The organism is Symbiopectobacterium sp. (genome assembly GCF_051710365.1).
GTDB lineage: Bacteria > Pseudomonadota > Gammaproteobacteria > Enterobacterales > Enterobacteriaceae > Symbiopectobacterium.
Map to the genome: position 1 here is coordinate 24004 of NZ_JBPETA010000004.1, position 15632 is coordinate 39635.

Annotated in this window: 12 protein-coding genes and 2 pseudogenes; 1 reads left to right on the top strand and 13 read right to left on the bottom strand. The window is 55.2% G+C overall.

Annotated features, from left to right (window positions below; all coding sequences use genetic code 11):
• The 12 genes and pseudogenes from ACTBDZ_RS00795 to lolC form a co-directional block, all read right to left on the bottom strand.
• A pseudogene (locus tag ACTBDZ_RS00795) lies at positions 1-1454 on the bottom strand (protein adenylyltransferase SelO).
• 89 nt (positions 1455-1543) lie between these two features.
• Positions 1544-2269, bottom strand: a complete 726-nt coding sequence (locus tag ACTBDZ_RS00800) for an EAL domain-containing protein (protein WP_438813845.1) — start codon at positions 2267-2269, stop codon at positions 1544-1546.
• 127 nt (positions 2270-2396) lie between these two features.
• Positions 2397-3413, bottom strand: coding sequence for a lipoate--protein ligase A (locus ACTBDZ_RS00805; RefSeq protein WP_438813846.1), 1017 nt, complete (start codon positions 3411-3413; stop codon positions 2397-2399).
• 57 nt (positions 3414-3470) lie between these two features.
• A complete protein-coding gene (locus ACTBDZ_RS00810; protein WP_438813847.1) occupies positions 3471-3938 on the bottom strand; it encodes an NlpC/P60 family protein in 468 nt (155 codons plus the stop codon).
• A gap of 138 nt (positions 3939-4076) precedes the next feature.
• The gene (gene btuD / locus ACTBDZ_RS00815) at positions 4077-4865 is read right to left on the bottom strand and encodes a vitamin B12 ABC transporter ATP-binding protein BtuD (RefSeq protein ID WP_438813848.1); all 789 of its coding nucleotides are present in this window, start codon (positions 4863-4865) and stop codon (positions 4077-4079) included.
• Between the two features lie 3 nt (positions 4866-4868).
• A complete protein-coding gene (locus tag ACTBDZ_RS00820) occupies positions 4869-5420 on the bottom strand; it encodes a glutathione peroxidase (RefSeq protein ID WP_438813849.1) in 552 nt (183 codons plus the stop codon).
• A 23-nt stretch (positions 5421-5443) separates the two neighbouring features.
• Positions 5444-6460 (bottom strand): vitamin B12 ABC transporter permease BtuC, encoded by a 1017-nt coding sequence (gene btuC / locus ACTBDZ_RS00825; protein WP_438813850.1) that lies wholly within the window; start codon positions 6458-6460, stop codon positions 5444-5446.
• 123 nt (positions 6461-6583) lie between these two features.
• A complete protein-coding gene (gene cobB, locus ACTBDZ_RS00830; RefSeq protein ID WP_438813858.1) occupies positions 6584-7393 on the bottom strand; it encodes a Sir2 family NAD+-dependent deacetylase in 810 nt (269 codons plus the stop codon).
• A 99-nt stretch (positions 7394-7492) separates the two neighbouring features.
• Positions 7493-8398 (bottom strand): annotated as a pseudogene (gene nagK / locus ACTBDZ_RS00835) (N-acetylglucosamine kinase).
• A 52-nt stretch (positions 8399-8450) separates the two neighbouring features.
• A complete protein-coding gene (gene lolE, locus ACTBDZ_RS00840) occupies positions 8451-9698 on the bottom strand; it encodes a lipoprotein-releasing ABC transporter permease subunit LolE (protein ID WP_438813851.1) in 1248 nt (415 codons plus the stop codon).
• Complete coding sequence (gene lolD / locus ACTBDZ_RS00845) at positions 9695-10402, bottom strand: lipoprotein-releasing ABC transporter ATP-binding protein LolD (protein ID WP_438813852.1); 708 nt, start codon at positions 10400-10402, stop codon at positions 9695-9697. The genes lolE and lolD overlap by 4 nt, the downstream gene beginning before the upstream one ends.
• Positions 10395-11597, bottom strand: coding sequence for a lipoprotein-releasing ABC transporter permease subunit LolC (gene lolC / locus ACTBDZ_RS00850; protein ID WP_438813853.1), 1203 nt, complete (start codon positions 11595-11597; stop codon positions 10395-10397). The genes lolD and lolC overlap by 8 nt, the downstream gene beginning before the upstream one ends.
• A 136-nt stretch (positions 11598-11733) precedes the next feature.
• On the opposite strand from lolC, the gene mfd reads away from it, so the two are divergent.
• Positions 11734-15189, top strand: a complete 3456-nt coding sequence (gene mfd, locus ACTBDZ_RS00855) for a transcription-repair coupling factor (RefSeq protein WP_438813854.1) — start codon at positions 11734-11736, stop codon at positions 15187-15189.
• A gap of 124 nt (positions 15190-15313) precedes the next feature.
• Here mfd and ACTBDZ_RS00860 read toward each other — a convergent pair whose 3' ends face one another.
• A complete protein-coding gene (locus ACTBDZ_RS00860) occupies positions 15314-15517 on the bottom strand; it encodes a hypothetical protein (RefSeq protein ID WP_438813855.1) in 204 nt (67 codons plus the stop codon).
• Between the last annotated feature and the right edge of the window lie 115 nt (positions 15518-15632).

Below are 15632 nucleotides of genomic sequence, written 5' to 3' on the forward strand. Positions count from 1 at the left end.
CTAGCTCGAACAAGACACTTCCAACGCTTTACCCCACGCTGGCGGTGCTGCCGCCAGCGATTCGTATTCAGGCTGTTCATCATAAGGACGAGAAAGCGCCTGATGCAGCTGCGTCAATGGGCCTACATCATCCTGCTCTGCTGCTTCAATCGCTTGCTGCGCCAAATAGTTACGCAGGATATATTTTGGATTAGCCGCTTTCATGCTGCGCTGGCGTTCAGCGTCACTCTGCGTCTCCTGCGCCAGACGTGCGCGATAGTCGCGAAACCAAGCGTCAAATGCGGCTCGGTCGATGAACCGGTCACGTAACGGCGACTCGGCATCCTGCACATTGGTATCACTCAGCAGACGGAAAGTACGGGTATAGTCACTGCGCTCACGCGCCATCAAGTTCAGCAATCCCACCAATAGATCGTTATCTCTCTGGCATCCGCATCGAAAAAACCCAACTTGGCGCGCATAAGTTGACCAAAATGCGTCATCAGGGCCGGTTCATAGCAACCCAGCGCGGTTTCAAGTGATTCCACCGACAACAATCCAGAGAGTGCCTGCGCCAAGCGATGCAAATTCCACAGTGCTACTGCGGGCTGGTTGTCAAAGGCATAACGACCGTTGTAATCGGAGTGATTACAGACAAAGTCAGGTTGGTAGCCATCCATAAAACCGTAGGGGCCATAATCGAACGTCAGGCCAAGGATCGACATATTGTCCGTGTTCATCACGCCGTGGGCGAACCCCACCGCCTGCCAATGGGCAACCATGCGCGCCGTGCGTTCGACTATATCGGTAAACCAAAGCGAGTAGCGTTGTTCATCGTGCTGCCACTGTGGCCAGTGGTGCGTGATAGCGAAATCGGCCAGTTTTTTCACCTGCTCCGGCTGACGCGCATAGTAAAAATGCTCAAAATGCCCAAAACGCAGATGACTTTCGGTAACACGCATCAGCATCGCACCCTGCTCCTGCTGTTCGCGCTGAACGGGTTCACCGCTGATAACGATCGCTAAGGCGCGCGTGGTAGGAATGCCCAGATGATGCAGAGCTTCCGACGCGAGAAACTCGCGAATAACCGATCGCAGCACCGCGCGACCGTCTCCCATGCGCGAATAGGGGGTCAACCCTGCCCCTTTCAGGTGCCACTCCATGCTGGTGCCGTTCGCCAGTCGCTGCTCACCTAGCAAAATCCCCCGCCCATCGCCCAGTTGTCCGGCCCATACGCCAAACTGATGGCCACTATAAACCTGCGCCAACGGCAGCATACCGGGCAGCAGCGTCTTTCCTTGCCAGATGTCAATATGTTCAGGATGAAACCAACGGGCAGGCACCCCTAATTGCTCCGCCAGTTCCACGCTGTGATACAGCAAGCGCGCCCCCTGTAACGGTGTGGGCGAAAGCGCCGTGTAACATCCGGGCAAGGCGTCATGGTAGTGATGGGTAAATCGTAATCCCTGTGTCATCGTCGTTCTGTCACTCTACAGCGTCTGTCAAACTTGAGTGTAGAACGTCAACAGGGAAATAAACACGGATGAAATACAGGGATACTGGTTTACGCCGCCGGAGTCAGTTCCTGTTCCAACGCATCCATCGGGATGGCAGGCCACAGCTTGCCTTGTATCGCATCCACCTTGAGGTGATGCACTTTTTTCAGATGTTCGAGCGTATCAATCCCTTTAACTATCACCCCGAGACCCTGCTGGTGGCTTTTCATCACGTTAAGCAACGGGTCCATGATCAGATCCGGTGCCGGACGCGAAAGAATATCCCACACCAGTTTAGGATCGATTTTCACATAGCTCAGCAAACCATCGTGGAACGCCTTGAGGTTTACCTTACCTGAGCCGAAATTATCCAGCCACAGGGGAAACATGTTACTCAGCTCGGTGATACCAAGGTTTCCTTTACCTTCGCCGAGGTGAGGAAACGCCTCATTAATTTCCAGATGGACAAAGGGTAACGCGCGGATCGCGTTGCAGCGTGGAATCGATGCCATCAGCAGTTCGGCGCAATGCTTCTCAATGCGCCACACCAACAAAAACCGGTGCAGTTTGAGCCACTCCGCTTTGCGTTGGATGATATCGATTTGTTCATCCAGCAACGCCAGTTTTTGCGACGTGGTCAACATACTCGTCAGGATATCGCCAGGCACGGTGAGTTTGCCATCCGCACTATTGAAACACCCAGTCATTTCCAAGGCCAATAGCCGCTCATCCCGGCTATAGATGGGCCAGAACAGGTATTCACTTTGGTAGTCAACGTCTAACGTGATTTTCATGATCGATGTCTGCGGAGATAAGCGTTCAATATCACTCTAGCGCCAACGATGAGCGCTCAACAATCCCTTTTTCATTATCCTGATGCTCCCCTTACACTGATGTCACGCTGTTAACGAATATCCTGCTTTACCGAATATTCTCAGCCAACCACGCATTCACCTGTTGCAGCTCAGGCTGCTGTTCGGGAAAGTGTTCAAGCAGTGCTTCGCCCGCCGCGATAATGTCGGACACACGGTATGCGCGGCCCTGCAAGGCCTGCGCCAGTGCTTCTAGCGGCGCGGGGTTCAGGCTGTCCGTAAACAGCTGGCTGCGCGTGATGACACCGCGATCGACATCCATGTGCAGTTCAATACCGCCCCACGGGAAACGGGTATCTAACGTATGGGTAAAATCTGGTGCCTGGCCAAAATTCCATTCCCAGCTGCTTTGCTTGGCAAACTGTTCGCGAAAGCCGGGAAGATCGGGCATTTGTGCGAGTGAGATGTGCTCAGTTGTGCAGTTGTCCGCGTAATAGGCAAAAAACGCGTCACGTATCGCCTCATACACTTGTGCATGATCGACCGTCGGCAACAGTTCCACCAAATTGGCAACCCGGGAGCGGACTGAGGTAATACCTTTGGCCTGTAATTTCTTCACATCTGGGTTGAGGTAATTTGCCAGACGGGAAAGATCGGCATTGAGCAATAGCGTGCCGTGGTGAAAGCCACGATCCTTGGTTTCCCGGTAGGCAGACCCCGAAACCTTACGTTCACCGTCAGGCGTATCCACCACCAGATCGTTACGCCCTGAAGCCGAAGCCGCTACGCCTAGCGCAGTCAGTGCATTAAGAATGATGGCGGTTGAAACACTTTTATCGTAACCCGGCTTTCCTGCCATAAAGGTAAAGCAGGTGTTGCCCAAATCATGAAAAACGGCGCCGCCACCGCTGCTGCGACGCGCCAGCTTGATGCCATCCTCCTCCATCTTGCGCGTATTGCACTCTTTCCACGGGTTTTGCGCCCGACCAATCACCACGGTTTCCGCATTGCGCCAGAGAAACAGCACGTGCTGCGTGGGGGACATTTGGCGAAAGATGCACTCTTCGACGGCCATATTAAACCAGGGATCGTAAGAGTCAGACGGCAACAAACGGAGTGAAGACATTGAGGCTCCATGCGCAAACGGCCTGCCAACATCGACAGCCGTCACTTGAGAGTGGAATCAGATTCGGCGCGCCTGCCAGTAGGCCCGCTTCCAATAGACGTTATCCAATGACGATCGCATTACACCCTGGCTGGTCGAGGCGTGAATAAACTGATAGTCTTTATCATAAATACCCACATGCAATCCGCTGCTGCCGCTGCCGGTTTTGAAAAACACCAAATCGCCCGGCAACAGGTCGTCCCGGTCAATGCGTGAACCCAATTCCGTTTGCGCCTCGGTGGTGCGCGGCAGTTGCATACCGAAACGATCGCGAAAGGTTAAATAGACAAAACCAGAGCAATCGATGCCACGGTGATCCAGCCCGCCATAGCGATACGGCGTACCACGCCACTGCGTGAGCTGTTCGTTAAGTTGGCTTATCACCATGATGGAGTCGCCCAGACGCGGATTCTGCGGTGGAGCGCGATGGCTGCTGCACCCAACCAAAAACAAACTTGCGATCAGCAACCCCTGAATCAAGCGCATCTGCGGTATCCTGCGAGTATCGGTTCGTTTTCTTGTTCACCGCATCTTGCGGGGAATGTCACGCTATCAGAATGATATTACAGCCTAATTTAGCGTTGATTTCACTGTTTTGGCAAGCCTGACGCAGTAAATGACCGGTTACTCGGACACCGGCACCAGCCAGTCGCTCTCGCCAACGCGATGACGTTGGAAGTCGATGCCGAAAACCGGGGCCAGTCGTTCAGGCTGCATGACGTCTGCCGCATCGCCAGCATCAATCAGCTTATCTTTTGAAATCAACCAGATATCATCAGCCTGCTGTAAGCTGTGATTTAAATCATGAGCGCTGGCTAGCACAATCAATCCTGCCTGACACAACACTTTCAGCATGGCATCAAGCGCCACGCGTTGCGCTACGTCCAGACCGGTGGCGGGCTCATCGAGCACCAACAGACGAGCATAAGGATTCAGCGAAGGCCATACTTGCAAGAATACGGCAGCAAGGCGTACACGTTGCCACTCTCCGCCGGACAGCTCCGTCAACGGACGCGTCAATTTATCCGTTAACATCAGACGCGTGGCAAGTTGGGCAACCACCTCATCGACCGCCATGACACTCACCTGCTTCGGCTGGTGCAGCGCCAGATACTGGAACACGGGCATCAACGCACTGGGGTTTTGCTGCTGCGACAGATAAGCGCGACGCAACGCCAGATCTCGCGCAGATAAATCGGCAATCGGCATGCCGTCCAGTTCCACGCGCCCTTCGCCGTCCAGCAGCCCGGAAACCCGTGCCAGCAACGTGCTTTTCCCTGAACCATTGGGTCCGACCACGTGAATCAACCGACCGGCATAGGCGCTGACGCTGATGGATTGTAAAAGCCGCCCGCAGGCAACGTGGGTCAGACGCAGCGCGCAGGGAACGTGATGCTTTATCTCTTGCGTCAACAATTACTCGGCCACCGCAGCATCAATGGCGTTAACAATCATTTTGTCATCCGGGGCTATATCGGGCGAGAAACGTTGGATCACCTGACCATTGCGCCCGATCAGGAATTTTTCAAAGTTCCACAGAATATCTTCAGGGTGCTTGGGCGCCCGACCTTTATTGAGTAAACGCTCATAAAAACCGCTAAGCAGATTTCCCTTGGCTTTGGGCTGTGCGGCAATCAGGTGACGGTACAGGGGATGACGTTGCTCGCCATTTACCTCAATCTTGCTGAACATCGGGAACTGCACGCCAAAGGTGGCACAGCAAAATTCCTGAATCTCGGCGTCGCTGCCCGGCTCTTGTCCGGCGAACTCATTGGAAGGAAACCCCAGTACCACCAAGCCGCGCTCGTGATAGGTTTCATACAGTTTTTCCAACGCATCGTACTGTTTGGTTAAACCGCATTTGGAGGCCACATTAACAATCAGTGCGACCTGTCCCTGATAAGCGCCAAAGGTGGTCGCCTCGCCGTTAATGGTAGTCAACGGGATTGCATAGATGTCGTTACTCATAGTCACCTTCCTGTTGTACGCCATTAGGTTACATTTACCGGATTACGCCGGCGCAGCAGCAGCCAGATAAACAACGGTGCGCCGAGCGTCGCGGTGATCACACCGATGGGCAACTCGGCCGAGGGGATCATTACGCGCGCCATGGTGTCAGAGAGCGAGAGCGTCATGGCACCCGCCAGCCCGCAGCCCGTCAGCAAGTAGCGTTGATCGGTCAACCCCATCAGGCGCAGCGCGTGGGGTACAATCAGCCCGACAAACCCGATAACACCGGCCAGCGCAACGCTAATCCCCACCAGAATGCCCACCACCAGCACCAAAAGGTTACGCCAGCGATAAACAGAGATCCCCAACTGCCGCGCCTGAATCTCACCCAGCGAAAGGCGGTTGAGCGTCTGTCCCTGACGGCTTAACCACGCCAGACAGGGTAGCAATGCCACCATCAACCACCCATAGCGCCAGTCAACGCCGCTGAATCCGCCCAGCATCCAATACATCAGTTGGCGTAGATCCAGACTGGTACTGAAATAGACGACCCAGGTCATCACTGCGCTGCACACAATCCCCAGCGCCACGCCAATCAGCAGCAAACGCGCATTGGAAATGTGACGTCGGGCAAAATGTAATAGCAAGAATGTGGTGGCTAGCGCCCCCACAATAGCGCCAACGCTCAGCACCCAGACGGGTTGCACCCCCTGCCCCAGCAGGACGCCAAGTACCAGCGCCACGCCAGCGCCATTAGCAACGCCCAGCAAGCCCGGCTCTGCCAGTGGGTTATCGAAAATGGCCTGCATCACGGCCCCTGACATCGCCAGGCTCGCCCCCACCAGCATCACCGCCAGCGTTCTCGGCATACGCAACTGCCAGATGAAAACACGCTGGGCATCATCCCACCATGCCCAGGGCATCACCCAACGATCGCCAGCACATAACCCGATGATCACGGTCACTCCCGCCAGTAGCGCCAACACCACGATGCGTTGACGGTCGTGATAACGCTGGCGTAAACGTAACAGCGAGTATCCCTTGTTCAATGACTGCATAACGCTATCCTGTACACTGCGGTCACACCCGCAAACTCAACTCTGCTTAACTCGACCGTCATTTCGTGTAGCGTCACTGCACGCCGTTCATCTCGCTAAGGCATTCCAGGTGTCGAATAGCGATCAAAACGCCACTTTACGCCGCCCAGTCAACCAGGCGCCGACAAACTCTGGCACCACTGCCGTCGCCGCGCCGTAGATTTTTTCATCAAACTGGCTCTCTACCTGACTCGGCTCGAGATTCAGTTCTATGGTGTAAGCACCATGGGTGTGCGCTTCATGAACAAATCCCGCAGCCGGATAAACATGCCCGGAAGTCCCGATAGCGATGAAATAATCGGCTTGCGCCAGCGCCTGATAGATACGTTCCATACCAAGTGGCATTTCTCCGAACCACACCACGTGCGGGCGCAGCGGCGCGGGAAACTGGCAGCAGTGGCAGCGTTCATCGGCAGCGATATCACCGGTCCAGTCGATAACCTGTCCACTCTGGCAACAGCGCACCTTAAGCAATTCGCCGTGCATATGAACAACCCGCTGACTGCCCGCACGCTCGTGCAGATTATCGATATTTTGCGTCACCAACAGGAAGTTATCTCCGAGCGCCGCCTCAAGATTAGCTAACGCCAGATGCGCTGCGTTGGGCACCACCTCTGGCTGCTGCAACTGCTTACGGCGCGCGTTGTAAAACGCCTGCACCAGTTGCGGATCGCGTTGAAATCCTTCCGGCGTGGCGACATCTTCCACCCGGTGCTCTTCCCACAGGCCATCCGCCGCACGAAAGGTGCGAATGCCGGATTCCGCTGAAATCCCCGCGCCGGTCAGAACCACCACACGCGGGCTTTTTGATTCATTCACCGCCAGATAATCCTTATGGAAAATACGTGAACGCAGACGCTGCTGACGCAGTCGCTTTCCTTGATGAAACCGGATCTCCTTTGACGCGTATGCATGTCTGCTCCTGTGAAAGCTGGGTGGAAAGTGTCTAACGCTGCCAGCTTGATTGCCAATAAGCATTTATCGCTAAAAAAACTACTGCGAAGAAAAGTGCAGCAGGGCCGCGCCCCGAACGCCACCTGCATCACCGTAGCGCGCCTTCTCAATGCGCGGTAAGCGCGCAACCGGCAGCAAATACTCAGGCAACCGCGTCGGGAGAAACTGATAGATCTCGTCAAAGTTAGACAAACCACCACCCAGCACCAGCAAGTGGGGGGTCAAACATCGTCAACAGATTCCACACGCAGGCCGCCAGCACGCTCATATAGCGATCGACGTGCGCCAGCGCATTTGCTTCACCCGCCCGATAGTGGCGAATAATGGTGACAGCATTAAGACTTTCGCCATAGGTATGCGCATAAAGCCATTCAAAACCTCGGCCAGAAATATAGTTTTCAATACAGCCAGATTGACCACAGCCGCATTTCACCCGAGGGATATCCTCCCCCATAATATCCAGCGCATCCACCGGTAGCCGGAAATGGCCGAATTCGCCGGTGATGCCGTTGCGACCATCAATCACTTCGCCGTTAATCACCAGACCGCCACCGACACCGGTGCCAAGGATCCCACAGGATACTGACGGAATTCACCCTCCCAGGCTTCCGAAAGGGCAAAGCAGTTGGCATCGTTGGTCATGCGCACATCGCGCTGTAACAGGCGTTGCAAATCCGCCTGTAGCGGTTTTCCCATAGTTGCAGGCAGGTTAGCGGTAAACAGCGCACCATCATCCCCGCCACGCATACCGGGAATACCGACGCCGACATTCCCTTGTTTGCCCGTCAACGCATCGGCTTCCTGCGTGAGTGCAGCAAAGGCCGCCAGCAACGCCTCATAGTCATTACGCGGCGTAGGCACCCGTTTTTGCCATACGGACCTCATATCCGCATCAAAGACGCCAACTTCAATCTTACTGCCGCCCAGATCAAAACCATAATACATGGCTCACTCCTCTGTGGCTAAATAGGTTATGCGATTGCAAGGGGCCGTAGCGCTATTGCCCGCTTAACACACGAGCGGGCTCAATGCGGCTGGCGCGCCGCGCCGGATACCAACTGGCCAGCAAGCTCAACGCCACGGCGGTGAGCAGTACCAAAACCACATCCATCATGTGCAATTCTGACGGCAGAAAATCGATAAAATAGATATCGCCAGACAGAAAATGGTGTCCGGTCAGCGATTCAATCCCGCGCATGATCGCACTCAGTTGCAGCGTCGCAACCACCCCGATCACGGCACCGATCACACAGCCAAGCAGGCCTGCCAGCAGTCCATACCAGATGAAAATGGCACGGATCAGCCTGTCGCTCGCCCCCAAGGTGCGCAATACGGCAATATCGCTGCTTTTGTCTTTCACCGCCATCACCAGCGTGGAAACAATGTTAAAACAGGCAACGCCAATCACCAGTACCATCGCTAAATACATGATAGTCCGAATCATCTGGATGTCGCGGTACATGTAACCGTAGGTGCCAATCCAGTCACGAATATAGATATAGGTGTCGGTCACTTTCCCCGCGTCACGCACCAGTTTGCTGGCGGCAAACACGTCATCGACCTTGATGGCAATGCCGCTGACATCATCACCCATGTCAAGATACTGCTGCGCGTCAGCAAGCGGGATCAACGCCAAACTGTGATCGAGTTGCCCGCTGAGTTGCAGAATACCGCTCACGTGCAGGCGAATGCGCTTCGGCTGCAACAGCTTCATTTGCGGATCGCTGTTGGGGATCATCACCGTCACCCAATCCCCGGTTTTCACCTCAAGCGCCTGCGCAACGCCCTTGCCGAGAATAACCTGCTGCTCACCCGCTTTGAAATTGGCCCACGCATTTCCTGCCACGAACGTTGGCAAAGTACTGAGGCGTTGTTCCTGTTGCGGATCGACGCCTTTCATCTGTATCGCGCGCAGTCTGGCACCGCTCTCCAGCAGCCCGGTAAAATGCACATAGGGCGCAGCGGCAACGATGCCAGGCACCTGCTCAATTTTAGGCAACATGTTCTGCCAGCCGGTGAAGGGCGGATTGACCGGTTCCATTTCACCATGAGGCACCACTGCCAAAATACGATTTTTCAATTCACGTTCGAAGCCGTTCATGGCGCTGAGGCCGACGATCAGCACCGCCACCCCGAGCGCAATACCGATGGTGGAGATCACCGAAATCAGGGAAACCATGCCACCGCGCCGACGGCCCCGGCTAAAACGCAGCCCAATCAGCAGGGAGAGCGGGGGAAAACTCATTGCGCGGCTCCCATCAGGGTTAACTCTTGCTGAAGTTGCCCATCACGCATTTCCAACTGGCGACGCAAACGCGCAGCCAGCGACAAATCGTGAGTCACCACCAGAAACGCGGTGCCCTGACGCACGTTTAATTCGCCCAGCAGTTCAAAAATGGTATCTGCCGTGCGCTGATCGAGGTTACCCGTAGGCTCATCCGCCAGCACCAGCAACGGGTTATTCACCAGCGCGCGGGCGATGGCCACGCGCTGACGCTCTCCGCCGGACAATTCGCTGGAACGGTGCTCGCGCCGTGCATCCAGCCCCACGGCGGCCAGCATAGCGCGCGCCTGATCCTGCGCCTGCGCGGGCGGCGTGTTGCCAATCAGCAGTGGCATCGCCACGTTTTCCAACGCGGTGAAATCCGGCAGTAAATGGTGAAACTGGTAGATAAAGCCCAGTTCACGGTTGCGCAGCACCGATTTAGCGGCGGCGGAGAGCCCACTGAGCGCCTGACCTTTGAAGATAACATCACCCGTGGTGGGCGCATCCAGCCCGCCCAGCAGATGCAACAGAGTACTTTTCCCCGAACCGGAACTACCGACAATCGCCATCATTTCGCCGGCTTGCATGCTGAATGTCACATGACACAGCACTTCGGTGGACAGCTTCCCTTCCTGGTAGGTTTTGCACAGGTCATTACATTGCAACAACAGGGAATCATTCATAGCGTAAAGCCTCTGCGGGATGAACGGCGGCGGCGCGCCAGGAAGGATAAAGGGTAGACAGCAGGGCAACGATCATCGCCACTAGCGCGATGGTCACCACCTGCACCGCATCAATATGAACTGGTAGCGCGTCACCATCCAGCAACAGCCCCAATGCCGGGATCAGCGTATTGAGCTGGCTAGCCAGCAGCGTACCCAGCACTGCGCCCAACAGCGCGCCAACCACCCCGGCGCTTCCCCCCTGCACCATAAACACCGCCATAATCTGGCGTTGGGTCAGCCCCTGCGTTTGCAAAATGGCCACCTCACCCTGCTTTTCCATCACCAACAACCCCAACGACGTAATGATATTGAACGCCGCGACGGCGACGATCAGGCTCAACAACAGCCCCATCATATTTTTTTCCATGCGAACGGCCTGAAACAGTTCGCCCTTGCGCTCACGCCAATCTTTCATCACCAATCCTTGTGGCACTGGCTGCGCACTGAACGCCACAATATCCAACGGGTTTTCCAGCCACAGGCGCCAGCCGGTTATGTGCCCGGTCGGGTAACGCATCAGACGCGACGCATCCTGCTGATTCACCAGCATCTGGTAACCATCCACTTCACTACCTGCGGCAAAGGTACCTGCTACGGTAAACAAGCGCTGGCTGGGAATGCGCCCCATTGGCGTGAGTTGGCTGGCACTGGTAACCATAATACGCAGTTGTTCACCGCGTTTAACCCCAAGTTGAGAGGCCAACTGCTCGCCAAGGATCACCTGGTATTCACCCGGTTGAAGTTGAGTGAGCGAGGTATTTTTCAAAAAACGCGACAAAGGCTCGGGTTCATCGGGATTAATGCCCAGCATTACTCCGACTGCCACACTGCGCGCGCTTTGCAACACCACTTCGCCCGTGGTGATTGGGGCTATGTGCATTACGCCCTGTAAGGTGCTCAACGATGATGCAGGCAATGCCTGCGGGTCGAGTGAACCGCTCGCTGTGGTCACCACCGCCTGCGGCATCAATCCCAGGATGCTCTCCTCAAGCTCCTGTTCAAATCCGTTCATCACCGACAATACGGTCACCAGCGCCATGACGCCTAACTTGATGCCAATGGCCGATAACCAGGAGACAAATCGCCCAAAGCGATCCGATGCTCGCCCACGCATATAACGCAGGCCAATAAATAAAGCGACAGGTTGATACATGAAATCCGTCTGGATAAGGTTGCTAAAGCAAAGTGATCAAGGATAATAAAGGGTCATATCACTTTATGGAACCCTACCCCGCTTTCTACACTGCTTTTTCTTATGCTGGAACGGGGCAACACCAGATATTCGGAATATGCCTGAAAAAAATCGCTATGCTCTGCCCGTAAAAGCGGGTGAACAACGTCTGTTAGGCCAACTAACCGGCGCTGCCTGTGCCGTCGAGTGTGCCGACATCATTGAACGCCACGCCGGGCCGGTTGTGCTTATCGCACCCGATATGCAAAACGCGCTGCGGCTACGCGATGAACTTCAGCAGTTTACGGCGCATCCGGTCACCACGTTGTCTGACTGGGAGACGCTGCCTTACGACAGTTTCTCGCCGCATCAGGAGATCATCTCGGCGCGTCTCTCCACACTCTATCACCTCCCTGACATGACTCGCGGCGTGCTGGTGTTGCCGGTCAATACGCTAATGCAGTTGGTGTGCCCGTACACCTTCCTGCACGGTCATGCGTTGATGGTGAAAAAAGGACAACGCCTGTCGCGCGATAAACTGCGCGCGCAGTTGGAGCAGGCAGGCTATCGCAGTGTCGATCAGGCGATGGAACACGGGGAGTTCGCCACGCGCGGTGCGCTGCTGGACCTCTTCCCCATGGGCAGTGAAGAGCCCTACCGCATCGATTTTTTCGATGATGACGTAGATAGCCTGCGCGTATTTGATGTTGATAACCAACGCACGTTGCACGAAGTGGCACAAATCAGCCTGCTGCCTGCGCATGAATTCCCTACCGACAAAAATGCCATCGAACGCTTTCGCAGCCAGTGGCGCGAAATCTTTGAAGTGCGTCGTGATGCCGAGCATATTTATCAACAGATCAGCAAAGGCACCTGGCCTGCGGGCATTGAATATTGGCAGCCGCTGTTTTTTGAACAGCCGCTCAGCACGCTGTTCAGCTATCTCCCCAGCAATACGCTGCTGGTTAACACGGGCGATCTTGAAGCAAGCGCCACCCGCTTTTGGGCCGATATTCAACAGCGTTTTGAAAGCCGCCGCGTAGACCCAATGCGTCCTCTGTTAACGCCGGACGCCTTGTGGTTGCGAGTCGATGCGTTGTTCAGCGAACTGAAAGCCTGGCCGCGCGTTCAGCTCAGCAAAGAAACGCTGACGGAAAAAGCAGCGCACCGCAACCTCGGTTACCAAACGCTGCCGGACATTGCCATCCAGCACCAGCACAAAGCGCCGCTGGATGCACTGCGACGTTTTTTGGAAGGTTTTACCGGACAGGTGATCTTTTCCGTTGAAAGCGAGGGGCGTCGTGAAACCCTTCAGGAATTACTGGCACGCATCAAACTGGCACCAACACCAATTACCCGGTTGGATCAGGCGGACAAACCCGGCGCTTATCTGATTATCGGTGCCAGCGAGCACGGCTTTATCGACATCGACACGCTGCGCCAGCGCGCCTTGATTTGTGAAAGCGATCTGCTCGGCGAACGCGTTGCACGTCGACGTCAGGACAGCCGTCGCGCCATTAATACCGATACGCTGATCCGCAACCTGGCCGAACTGCATCCGGGCCAGCCGGTGGTGCATCTGGAGCACGGCGTTGGGCGTTACGTCGGCCTCACGACGCTGGAAGCCGGTGGCATCACCGCAGAGTACATGATCCTGACCTACGCTGGAGAAGATAAACTCTATGTTTCGGTTTCGTCATTGCACCTCATCAGCCGTTATTCCGGCGGGGCCGATGAAAATGCGCCATTACATAAACTGGGCGGCGATGCCTGGTCACGCGCGCGACAAAAAGCGGCGGAGAAAGTGCGTGATGTGGCAGCCGAACTGCTGGATATCTACGCGCAGCGCGCAGCGAAAAGCGGATTTGCCTTTAAGCACGATCGCGAACAATACCAACTTTTCTGCGAGGGGTTCCCGTTCGAAACCACGCCGGATCAAGCGCAAGCCATCAATGCAGTGCTGAGCGATATGTGTCAGCCGCTGGCAATGGACCGGCTGGTGTGCGGTGACGTCGGCTTCGGTAAAACCGAAGTCGCGATGCGCGCCGCGTTCCTAGCGGTGGAAAACCACAAACAGGTAGCCGTGCTGGTGCCGACCACTCTGCTGGTACAACAGCATTACGACAATTTCCGCGATCGCTTTGCCAACTGGCCCATTCGTATCGAAATGCTCTCCCGTTTCCGCAGTGCCAAAGAACAGACGCAGGTGCTGGAACAAACGCAGGAAGGCAAGGTAGACATTCTGATTGGCACCCACAAACTGCTGCAAAGTGACGTGCACTGGCGCGACCTTGGACTGCTGATTGTGGATGAAGAGCACCGCTTTGGCGTGCGCCACAAAGAGCGCATCAAAGCGATGCGTGCCAACGTGGATATCCTGACGCTGACCGCCACGCCGATCCCGCGTACTCTGAACATGGCGATGAGCGGGATGCGCGATCTCTCGATTATTGCCACACCGCCCGCGCGCCGTCTGGCGGTAAAAACCTTTGTTCGCGAATATGATAGCCTGTTGGTGCGTGAAGCGATGCTGCGTGAAATTCTGCGCGGCGGACAGGTTTATTACCTCTACAACGACGTAGAAAACATCGAGAAAGCCGCTCAACGCCTAGCGGAGTTGGTGCCTGAAGCGCGCATCGCGATTGGTCACGGCCAAATGCGCGAACGGGATCTGGAACGGGTGATGAGCGATTTCCATCATCAGCGCTTTAACGTACTGGTGTGCACTACCATCATCGAAACCGGCATCGATATTCCCAGCGCCAACACCATCATCATTGAGCGCGCCGACCATTTCGGTTTGGCCCAGTTGCACCAGTTGCGCGGGCGCGTCGGACGTTCGCACCATCAAGCCTATGCCTATCTGCTGACGCCAAATCCGAAGGCGATGAGTACCGATGCGCACAAACGGCTGGAAGCCATCGCGTCACTGGAGGATTTGGGTGCAGGCTTTGCACTGGCAACCCATGATTTGGAGATTCGCGGCGCGGGTGAACTGCTTGGAGAAGATCAAAGCGGGCAAATGACTACCGTCGGTTTTTCGCTCTATATGGAGCTGCTGGAAAGCGCGGTCGATGCGCTCAAAGCCGGGCGCGAACCCTCTTTGGAAGATCTGATCAGCAGTCAAACCGAGGTGGAATTACGCCTGCCGTCCTTACTGCCGGAGGCCTTTATCCCTGACGTCAACACGCGATTGTCGTTCTACAAGCGCATTGCCAGCGCCAAGGACGATAACGCATTGGAAGAGCTGAAAGTGGAACTTATCGATCGCTTTGGTACCCTGCCGGATGCCACGCGCCATCTGTTGCAGATTGCCGCGCTGCGCCAGCACGCGCAATCGCTGGGCATCAAACGTATCGAGGGCAACGAAAAAGGCGGATTTATCGAGTTCAGCGCCCATAACCGGGTCGATCCTACACACCTGATTGGCCTGTTACAGCGCGATCCCCGCGTCTATCGTTTGGATGGCCCTACCCGTTTGAAATTTATTAAAGACCTCAGCGAAAGGCCACAGCGTATCGATTTCATTGCTGGACTTCTGACTGACATGGCTCAGCATACCTTGGCGGCATAAGCCTGCACAGTGGTGGCTACTATCGCTTAGCCACCACTGTGTGCGGGGTTGGATATAACGTAAACACACTGCACTAAAACTAACGTTAGGGAGACTACAACGTCAGTAAAAGGCCCATGCTGTACTAGTTGGAAATAGTGCTGGCAAAAAATTTAAATTTATAAATTCCCCAATAAGAAACCATGGCAACCAATAATGAGTTAATAGCGGGCACGCCCCATCTATCTATAGCCCCCACAAAGCTCCCTAACAAACAGCAAAAAATAGCTTCCCAACCTATTAGTGGTGTGATGTCATCCCCGGGCAAGGTGTTGGTATCACCCGTCATTCCGCACCTGATTTTTCTTTTTTCGGGACTTGACGGTATTCTGAAGTTCTGAATTTATTACTGCTTTTTGCAGACCAATCAGCATGAGTACTCCCCACGTTACCATCCGTAACCT

What these genes read in the sequence shown, in the direction of transcription:
- ACTBDZ_RS00800 (WP_438813845.1), bottom strand. Translation starts at nt 2,269, where the DNA reads ATGAAAATCACGTTAGACGTTGACTACCAAAGTGAATACCTGTTCTGG.
- ACTBDZ_RS00805 (WP_438813846.1), bottom strand. Translation starts at nt 3,413, where the DNA reads ATGTCTTCACTCCGTTTGTTGCCGTCTGACTCTTACGATCCCTGGTTT.
- ACTBDZ_RS00810 (WP_438813847.1), bottom strand. Translation starts at nt 3,938, where the DNA reads ATGCGCTTGATTCAGGGGTTGCTGATCGCAAGTTTGTTTTTGGTTGGG.
- ACTBDZ_RS00820 (WP_438813849.1), bottom strand. Translation starts at nt 5,420, where the DNA reads ATGAGTAACGACATCTATGCAATCCCGTTGACTACCATTAACGGCGAG.
- btuC (WP_438813850.1), bottom strand. Translation starts at nt 6,460, where the DNA reads ATGCAGTCATTGAACAAGGGATACTCGCTGTTACGTTTACGCCAGCGT.
- lolE (WP_438813851.1), bottom strand. Translation starts at nt 9,698, where the DNA reads ATGAGTTTTCCCCCGCTCTCCCTGCTGATTGGGCTGCGTTTTAGCCGG.
- lolD (WP_438813852.1), bottom strand. Translation starts at nt 10,402, where the DNA reads ATGAATGATTCCCTGTTGTTGCAATGTAATGACCTGTGCAAAACCTAC.
- lolC (WP_438813853.1), bottom strand. Translation starts at nt 11,597, where the DNA reads ATGTATCAACCTGTCGCTTTATTTATTGGCCTGCGTTATATGCGTGGG.
- mfd (WP_438813854.1), top strand. Translation starts at nt 11,734, where the DNA reads ATGCCTGAAAAAAATCGCTATGCTCTGCCCGTAAAAGCGGGTGAACAA.
- ACTBDZ_RS00860 (WP_438813855.1), bottom strand. Translation starts at nt 15,517, where the DNA reads ATGACGGGTGATACCAACACCTTGCCCGGGGATGACATCACACCACTA.